At 31.3% G+C, this 8,056-nt stretch carries 10 protein-coding genes; 1 reads left to right on the plus strand and 9 read right to left on the minus strand.

What is annotated here, in order from left to right; genetic code table 11:
* Positions 1 to 503 precede the first annotated feature (503 nt).
* Together BCR25_RS12110 and BCR25_RS12115 are read right to left on the minus strand one after the other, a co-directional pair.
* Positions 504 to 1,664 carry a site-specific integrase gene (locus tag BCR25_RS12110; RefSeq protein ID WP_069663879.1) on the minus strand — a complete coding sequence of 387 codons (1,161 nt, stop codon included), beginning with the start codon at positions 1,662 to 1,664 and terminating at the stop codon, positions 504 to 506.
* A gap of 49 nt (positions 1,665 to 1,713) precedes the next feature.
* A complete protein-coding gene (locus BCR25_RS12115; RefSeq protein WP_069663880.1) occupies positions 1,714 to 1,917 on the minus strand; it encodes a DUF3173 family protein in 204 nt (67 codons plus the stop codon).
* Between the two features lie 484 nt (positions 1,918 to 2,401).
* On the opposite strand from BCR25_RS12115, the gene BCR25_RS12120 reads away from it, so the two are divergent.
* Entirely contained in the window at positions 2,402 to 3,430 is a 1,029-nt protein-coding gene (locus BCR25_RS12120) for an RNA-binding protein (protein ID WP_069663881.1), read from the plus strand.
* A gap of 493 nt (positions 3,431 to 3,923) precedes the next feature.
* Here BCR25_RS12120 and BCR25_RS12125 read toward each other — a convergent pair whose 3' ends face one another.
* The 7 genes from BCR25_RS12125 to BCR25_RS12155 all read right to left on the minus strand — a co-directional run bounded on the left by BCR25_RS12125 (position 3,924) and on the right by BCR25_RS12155 (position 7,861).
* Complete coding sequence (locus tag BCR25_RS12125; RefSeq protein ID WP_069663882.1) at positions 3,924 to 5,000, minus strand: restriction endonuclease; 1,077 nt, start codon at positions 4,998 to 5,000, stop codon at positions 3,924 to 3,926.
* A gap of 302 nt (positions 5,001 to 5,302) precedes the next feature.
* Positions 5,303 to 5,491, minus strand: a complete 189-nt coding sequence (locus tag BCR25_RS12130) for a helix-turn-helix domain-containing protein (RefSeq protein ID WP_245792308.1) — start codon at positions 5,489 to 5,491, stop codon at positions 5,303 to 5,305.
* 26 nt (positions 5,492 to 5,517) lie between these two features.
* Positions 5,518 to 5,925: a sigma-70 family RNA polymerase sigma factor gene (locus BCR25_RS12135; protein ID WP_069663884.1), complete on the minus strand. Its 408-nt coding sequence runs from the start codon at positions 5,923 to 5,925 to the stop codon at positions 5,518 to 5,520.
* Positions 5,926 to 5,986: 61 nt separating this feature from the next.
* Positions 5,987 to 6,421 carry a hypothetical protein gene (locus BCR25_RS12140; protein ID WP_069663885.1) on the minus strand — a complete coding sequence of 145 codons (435 nt, stop codon included), beginning with the start codon at positions 6,419 to 6,421 and terminating at the stop codon, positions 5,987 to 5,989.
* Between the two features lie 186 nt (positions 6,422 to 6,607).
* A complete protein-coding gene (locus tag BCR25_RS12145; RefSeq protein ID WP_069663886.1) occupies positions 6,608 to 6,970 on the minus strand; it encodes a DUF7006 family protein in 363 nt (120 codons plus the stop codon).
* Between the two features lie 81 nt (positions 6,971 to 7,051).
* Positions 7,052 to 7,360: an LPXTG cell wall anchor domain-containing protein gene (locus BCR25_RS12150; RefSeq protein WP_069663887.1), complete on the minus strand. Its 309-nt coding sequence runs from the start codon at positions 7,358 to 7,360 to the stop codon at positions 7,052 to 7,054.
* A gap of 27 nt (positions 7,361 to 7,387) precedes the next feature.
* Complete coding sequence (locus BCR25_RS12155) at positions 7,388 to 7,861, minus strand: hypothetical protein (RefSeq protein ID WP_069663888.1); 474 nt, start codon at positions 7,859 to 7,861, stop codon at positions 7,388 to 7,390.
* Positions 7,862 to 8,056: the final 195 nt, after the last annotated feature.

Below are 8,056 nucleotides of genomic sequence, written 5' to 3' on the forward strand. Positions count from 1 at the left end.
GATAGCTGTTAAAGTGTTCTAGACCAAATTTGGCTAACTACGGTTTTAGTAGGAGGTAGCCTTTTTTTGTTTTTTTACCGTTTTAGTTTTCGTATAAGAAGTGTTTAATCCCGAGAAATAAGAAGGAATTCACGAAAATTGTTCTTCAAATTTTTGTGAATTTCAGCTTATTTCCGAAGGGATTGCTTCTGCTTCCACCGTTTATTCGGAGTACAAGTGAGTGGGATATGACTTGAAGAGTTATGGCTCACTCACATTTCAATTGCTTATTTTTCTGATAGAACATTGAAAAACTTACTGTGAACTACGTTCTCAGCTTTCGATATTGTGTTGATTTAAAGCTATTTCATCTAGATCTAGATTTACTTTTATTTCCGATACATCTTAAACAGGAATTTACAGATAAAATCAGTTGATTTGACAACGTTTTTGGAGTTGTTGGTAGAAAAGTGGAAAACTTGGAACAATTGGTTTGAGTTTTCCATATTTGAGTACTAGTGTCCTCAAATTATCTTATCCAGAACATCGACAACCTGTCTATCAGATTTCGCGTATAAATGTCCATATGTTCCTAAGGTAATCTGTATATTCGCATGCCCTAGTCTTTCTTGAATCACAAGAGGCTGTATGTTCTGCTCGATTAGTAAAGCTACATGAGAATGTCTTAACGCATGAAGTTTTATTGGATTCACACCTGCCATCCTTGCAGCATCTTTTAACCAATTGGAAAATGAATAGGATGGTGTGAAAGTCCCGTCAAGTTGAGACATATATTCAAAATTTCCAATCATAGATTGCAGTTCTTTCCATTTTTTCAACTTTCCACTTAATGTTTTCCCAATCCCAATGGTTCGATAAGACTTATTTGTTTTTGGCGTAGAGAAGTACCAATCATTTTTATCTTTGTATATAAGTGTCTTTTCAACCGTTATCTGATTCTTTTCTAAACTAACGTTTTCCCAAGTTAAGGCTTGAAGCTCTCCGATTCTCAAACCAGTATAGAAAAGCATTTCATAAACCATTTTTCTATGCTGGTTCTGAATAGAATTTTCAGGAATCATAGCCATTACTTTTCGAAATTCTTCGACTTCCCAAAATTCAACTTTCTTATTTTCTTTTGGGAAATAGGAGACACTGTCTACTGGATTCCGCTCAATCAATCCTTCTTTAACAGCTCGATTCAAAATGATTCTCAGATGTCCTAAAATGCGATTAATATAGGTTCTAGAGAGTGTTGTGATTGTTTCTTGCTTTCTAGAATTTCTAGTAGCTGTTTGACTCAATTCATGCATCCAATCTTCAATCTCTTGGCTACTAATGTCTCTTATACGCATTCGATAAAAATAAACCAATTTCTTCTCAAAAATAAATTGTGCATTCTCAAAGGTCTGACTTTTAACTTGTTTCTCATACCAATTGACAAAACGGACTTTATAGAATTCTTCAAAAGTCATTTGACTTGTAGATCTTAGATGAGAAGTTAAAGTTTGATGAAATCCATGAGTAAGCATATATTGATCATAGCCTCTTTTAGCTTCTCTTTGTGATTCATAACCTCTTTTGGTTTTTTGAATTTTTTTACCATCCGCATCAATGCCCAGATAAGCACGAAAAAACCATTTCTTTGTTTTCTTATCTTGATATATATTACTGATTTTAACCATATATTCTCCTTTTACATAGAGAATTATGAGCCTAGCTCTATTATAATATCTATTTCTTTGTTTGTATATTGAATAATTGTTCAATAACTCTTGCAGGTACAACACTCACTTGACGATTATAATAGAATGCTATCCCTTCAACTTGAGCTAGATATTCTTTACATTCTCTTATGATTTGCTTTGCTTGATACGGTTTAAATCCCAATTCAGTTAAATCCTTACAACTAACCATCATTTCAAAACTTTTTTCCATAGCTTTTCTCCTAAAAATATAGCACTTTAAACACCATCTACTAACTATTCTAAGGTAGCCTCTCAATTAAAAATATTTTTTCAATCATTTTGAATTTGCTTTAGGTTAAGCACATAGGAATTTCACCTCTCCCAAGTTTATTGCGAGCCTTACGGAAGTATCATTATATTCTGTCATTGTCATCGCAACCTGGATACCTATTCCAAGTGTTGTGTTAATCTTAATTCGCTCAGTATCATCATGGCGTAACTACACAGTAGCTCATATGACAGGGAATGTTATTCAAAATGAGTATTCAATTTTCAAAGATCAAATCTTTCTTACACTAATAACAACAATTTAGTGGTTGGAAATGACACAAAACAAAGAAAATTTTATTTCTTTCCTACTGATAGCTTGAGATGGAGTTATTTGCTTAAACAATTAACTTCAAAGTATTGGTATAATAGTATTAAATTGGTTTAAAAGAGGAGGTCTAACATAGATGGTAATTATTGATGTTTATGGAAGAATTAATAAAACAAAAATATCAGACAAATTAAAAATATACATTTCCAATCTTCCGACTGACTGGAAAGAAGGAATTATCGAGGATATGCTAAAAGAGATAAGACAACAAAAAATTGATATAGACGAAAATGTAAGAGCTTATGGGAAAAGTTTTCACAGAGAGTATTCTCTAGAGTATTTAAGAGAAATTGTTCAAATTAATGTAGCAAACTACGCAGAATACAATTTAAATTCTATTGAAAACTGTGTTGAATGCCTCGCTGATAACCTGGTGTATCTATTCTTTGATTACACTTACCAAGATATGCCTTTTTTTGACTGGACAACCAATTGTTTTGATGGAAGACTTTGTGAAGAAGACTACGCTGAAAAAGTCATTAATTTTTGTAATTTCATAAATAAAGACATAGATAATGGCATCCACATGAATTGTATCTATACAAGCAATATGAATGATTTAGAAAACACGAGAATACTACTCAACCTAGGTTTTCGCATACGCTCTGAATTTAACGGATGGAAATCAACCGAAGACTATATTCATAACTTAAAATTAATGGGAAATCGTATTGATTCCATTATTAAGTCTGAAAATGACTACTACAAGTTCGATTACATCATGAATGGAATATTTGAGGATAACAATTACAATCAAAACCATTTTTTGAAGACTTTCACATTATTGGAACTAACATTACTAACCCCTAATCAAAAAACAAAGGAAATAGATTCTTTATTGGCTCCATATCTTAAAAAAATTTACGAGGATGATTGCACCACGGCTGCACGGATATTAAGGCAGATGAGAAATAAAATTGGACACGGAGATTTCAAAAATTTCATCAAAAAATCAGAAGAATTTGCTGGAAAATTTATGAAGAATTACAATTTTGACTACAGTGAATATAGTAGACAAAATTGGATATTATTGCACACTTGTTGTTTGCTAGATGATTTACTTCGGGAAGTTTTATATCAACAAATAGAAGAAGCCGGAAATTAAAATATTTATTTAGAAATGTGACCCTCTACTTTTGATAAATGTGATTTATCGAAGTTTTTCAATTTAAGATGAACACCAAACTCTTTACAAACAGCTTAAAAATTATCGATAATTTGAAACAGACCATGAAAGTTGGAATAATAACAAATCCATAGTATAAACAAAAAAAAGACCGAAAAGATTTTTAGCTTTTCGGCTTTTCGTTATCCTACTATCATTATTTATATAGACATTTAAAGAATCTCATATTCGATCTTCAAAATATTCCTTAATATGAGGATTATACATTAAAAATTCCTTTAACAATAAAGAAATTCCCTCTCTCTTAAATTCACCCATTAACTTTAAATAATTTATATCTATTAATTTCTTCAATGTGCTGAGGTTAATTTTTTCAGTTGATTCAAGACTTGAAAACACTAAGATTTTTTCTACCAGTTAAACTATGTTTATCATTTGTCATATGAAATTGGATAGAATTGTTGTACTTAAATTAGCTAAAACTACTCATTATTTCAGTATAAGCATTCTTTACCAACTTAAACATTTTTTCATTACCATCAATGCTATCTGGATGATGTATCTTAACAAGCTTTTTATATCTATTTTTAATATCTTGTTTACTAATTTCTCCATTACATGTAAAGTCTAAAATCTCTAAATATGGTTTTAATGCTAGAACTTGTTCGTTGCTTAACACATCACTTTTTTCATCCGTCGATTCTTCTTTATAACCAACTTTAGAAGTAAGACTATGGTCTCTATATTCGATATTAGAATAAATGTCCGTAAGGTGTTGGCTCAATGTTTCTCTATCCCATAGTTCAATATTAGTTTGTAAAGCTGTTCCAATTGCATCCGATGAGTATTTTGCTGGCGCTACAACGATTCCTCTATCTAAGCCTCTAACAGTTACTCCTGTATATATTTCTTGTACAGCTTTGTTTCCAACAAAAGAGTTTTTGTCGTATCTTTTAGCTTGAAATCCATACTTCAAATTGCTTCTAGTAGCAATTATGTCTACGCCTCGATCGCCAGATCCTCCAACTCTTTTCACATTTTTAAAGCCTAAAGCTATTAGCAAAATAACCAAATATTCTTCAAACTCATAACCAGTATAAGAATCTACTATTTCTATTTTATATTTCAAAATATCAGAAGAATTTGGATAAATTTTAGTTTTCTGGCTGCTTGTTTTTTTGAACGTATTACTTGCTTGCTTATTTATGGGTTTCTTTACATAATTCATTATTTGTTTTATAGCTGGTAAACATGTATTCTTAATTTTTTTTGTTGATAGATAAAACACTACAATTGCAGCGAGTAAACCTATCCAATTGAAACTACTAAATCCATATCGAAAGAATTGACCAATTTCGCTCAAAACATATATTACACAATAAAGCCATATTATCCCTAACAAAAAGAGCAATCCTAATTGAATGAAGGAGTAAATTGAAACTCCTATTACAGTCATTAAAACAGTATAGATCTTTTTCCCATACTTAATAATCAAATATAGAAGTGCTATACCTACAACCAACGCAAAAATATCAGTAATTATACCCAAAACTTTTTCCTCTCCTCTTTACATCCCTCTAAAATCTTTCATAGTTTGTTCTATTTCATTCCTTATTCGCCATATACGATCAACATTTTTTTATACTTTAACATAAATAAAAATAACGCTGTCAATTAATTATAACGTTCGAAAATCTTTGAATCAACACAATAGTTTTCGTTTTAGATAAGAATAATGAAGAAGTAAGCAGAAATATTCTTACTTCTTCATACCGAGTATAGCCTTAACTTAATTGTTGAACTTCTAAATCTACAGCGAATGAAAATCTCTACTTGTTGATATTCTTGGATTTATCCTCTAATCTCAAATTTCTGAACTGCCAATATAACTGCTATAGCACACTCCTGATAACAATCCTCATCGAAATATCCTTGTTTAGTAGACATTTTTACCATTAATGGATGAAATCTTACAACTAAACTTTCTAAAGCATACCCATCACCTAGTCTTGCAGCAAAATAAATTTTTCGTATAGACAATATTGAACATTCCTTTCAAAAGGACTTTATTGTACACTATTAAGTTTTCTTTTGAGTTTGTCATATAGCCGTTTTTTATAATTAGTTACACCTTGTCTACTAATTCCAAAAACAACAGCGATCTCTTGATCAGTTTTTCCTAAAACAAGTTTTTCTATCAGAAATTGATGCTCTTTCTGGTTCAATGTAGATACTATCTCATTTAGTTTTTCGTCTTGAATTACTAGTGAATGTTCTCCTAACGAAATCGTTGAAAGATGTTCGTTCTCTGGATCAGTTATATCTACTAAAGAAGATAGTAGTTGTTCATCTTGCATTTCTTGGTCATAGTGTTTAGATTTTCTCTTATAATAATTGATTGCTGCATTATGAATAACCTTTTGAAAATACTTTGTTAATTGCGCTTCCATTTTGTTGTTATTTAGATGGTTCATATGAATCACTTCCTCACTAGGATATGAAGGAAGTTCGCATACTAAATAGATAATTTCATATTTATTTTCTTCGGTATTGCCAAAAACCTCTATAGGCTTTCTCAACATTTACCACACTGTCTTTATTCATTCTTGGTAAGATATTCATCGTCAGATTTTTATAGGTCAAACTCAATTGATCTTTACTCATTATCAGTTCGTAAATTTCTTTATTAGATAGCGGACGTCCAGCATCCTTCAGCAAAGAAGCAATTTTTAAACTAATGATAGAATAAGGGACTCTTCCGTTTAGATTTTCCTTTTTTGATAACATGTATCTTTGATACTCGGCTTCTTTTTTTAGCATTGTAGATTGTGTTTGTTGATCAATAGGAATCTCATCTAATATTGCTAATCGTTCTTGTAATTCTGTATATATTTTTGTCAACACTCTCCTTTCATCTATGATTGATTGCATTTGTTCATATAAATATTTTTTCTCTGATAAATTATCCATTTTGCAAATGCCCCCTTCATAAAATAACAACAAATCTAGTGTAGAAAATGACACAAAAAAGAAGAAAAAACTTTAAACTTTTTACTGTTTAAAGTCCTTCCTTTCAATCATTATAGTAATGCTTCTTTTTATTCTGAACAAAGATTTCCAAATAACAATTAAACATTGTCACTTGTACATTTTTAGTTATGATTCTTCGGCTTCCTTATTCTTCTTGAAAAATATTGATATATCTCCAATCAAATCTGTATTTATCATTTCCATACAGTATACTTCGTAATCATCACTAATAGCCTTTACAGCTTCATATTCCTTTAACTCTCCGTTTTTCACTTGTTTTAAGTAGAAAATAAATAACTGAACTTTTGATTCGATTTTCAAGCAATGAAGTGTCGTTTCTACAGCATTCTTGTCACTTTTTAACAGAAATATGCATTCTATACTTCTTCTTAAATCTAGATATACTTCATATAAATCGCTATACCTCAATATATCATTCTGGCTGGCAAAGCTATCTAGCTCTCGAACAATACTATCTTTCATATCCATTAATTTTCACCTCTACTAATCGACTCCAAAGAAAAAGTGTTTATTCTACAGAACTACATATACACCATTTCCAGTTAGTGACTAGTCAGCTTCTTTTGATTTCATTTTGAATACAAACGAAAATAAAATCAGTAAGACCCCCAATATCACGTAGATACTATCTCTTTGGTCGTTAGTTCTTGGTAATGATGATACACTTGTATTATCTCCTGAAGCATTATCAAGTCCACTTTTAGGAATCTCTCGAATGTATTCTTCACTAGAATTGATTTCATCTTCTGAAAAGAACACCTCCACCTTCGTTTGACTAGCGTGTGCTTGTTCAGATGATAAAGTGAACATTCCGATTGTATTGAGTAAGAGCATCATCAGAACGATTAATTTCTTCATAAAATGCACTACTCCTTTCATTTTTTCCTATTTATAAGCTGCTGCAAATGTCAACGTAGTAGAATAGTTTCCTGCTAGCTGTTGTCCTTGTGGAACACCAAATTCAACTTTACTTACTTCCGTTTCAGCCATAGCATAGCCTGTAAAGCTTCCAATCACTGGATTGGTAATTGATACCGGGTTATTGTTGCTTTTGATACTGCTTGTTAATACATCAGAAGCTGAGTTCGTACGCTGCAGTTCAATTTCACCGTCTGCTGATAAGCCGTCGCTTATTGTGATCTCTACCTCTTTATTAGGTGCCAAGTTGCGGTTAATTGTTTTGATTGACATTTCTGTAGTATTATCATGAAGTAAATTCACTGTTTGAGGGATCACTAATGTGTAATCTCCTTCAACTGAATATTCAACTTTGGTTGTATCTGCTTGTGCAGTACTTCCATTAATAACCATCATTCCTAGTGTTGCCAATGCTAAAGTACCTACTACTAATTTTTTCATAAAAATTTCCTCCTATTTGTGTCTATACGACAACTAATTTCAAATTTATTTCAGACCCATTTAAGGGTGACTGATCCGTTAAAGAAAAACATTCATACTTCAATACCGCATCTTCATATTCGCCTGCGGATAGGGCTTCTTCTAATTCAATTGCATACATTCCTTTTCCAGGTTCAATTAAGTCGGATGTCCAAA

It is taken from the genome of Enterococcus termitis, from assembly GCF_001730305.1.
Classification (GTDB): domain Bacteria; phylum Bacillota; class Bacilli; order Lactobacillales; family Enterococcaceae; genus Enterococcus_L; species Enterococcus_L termitis.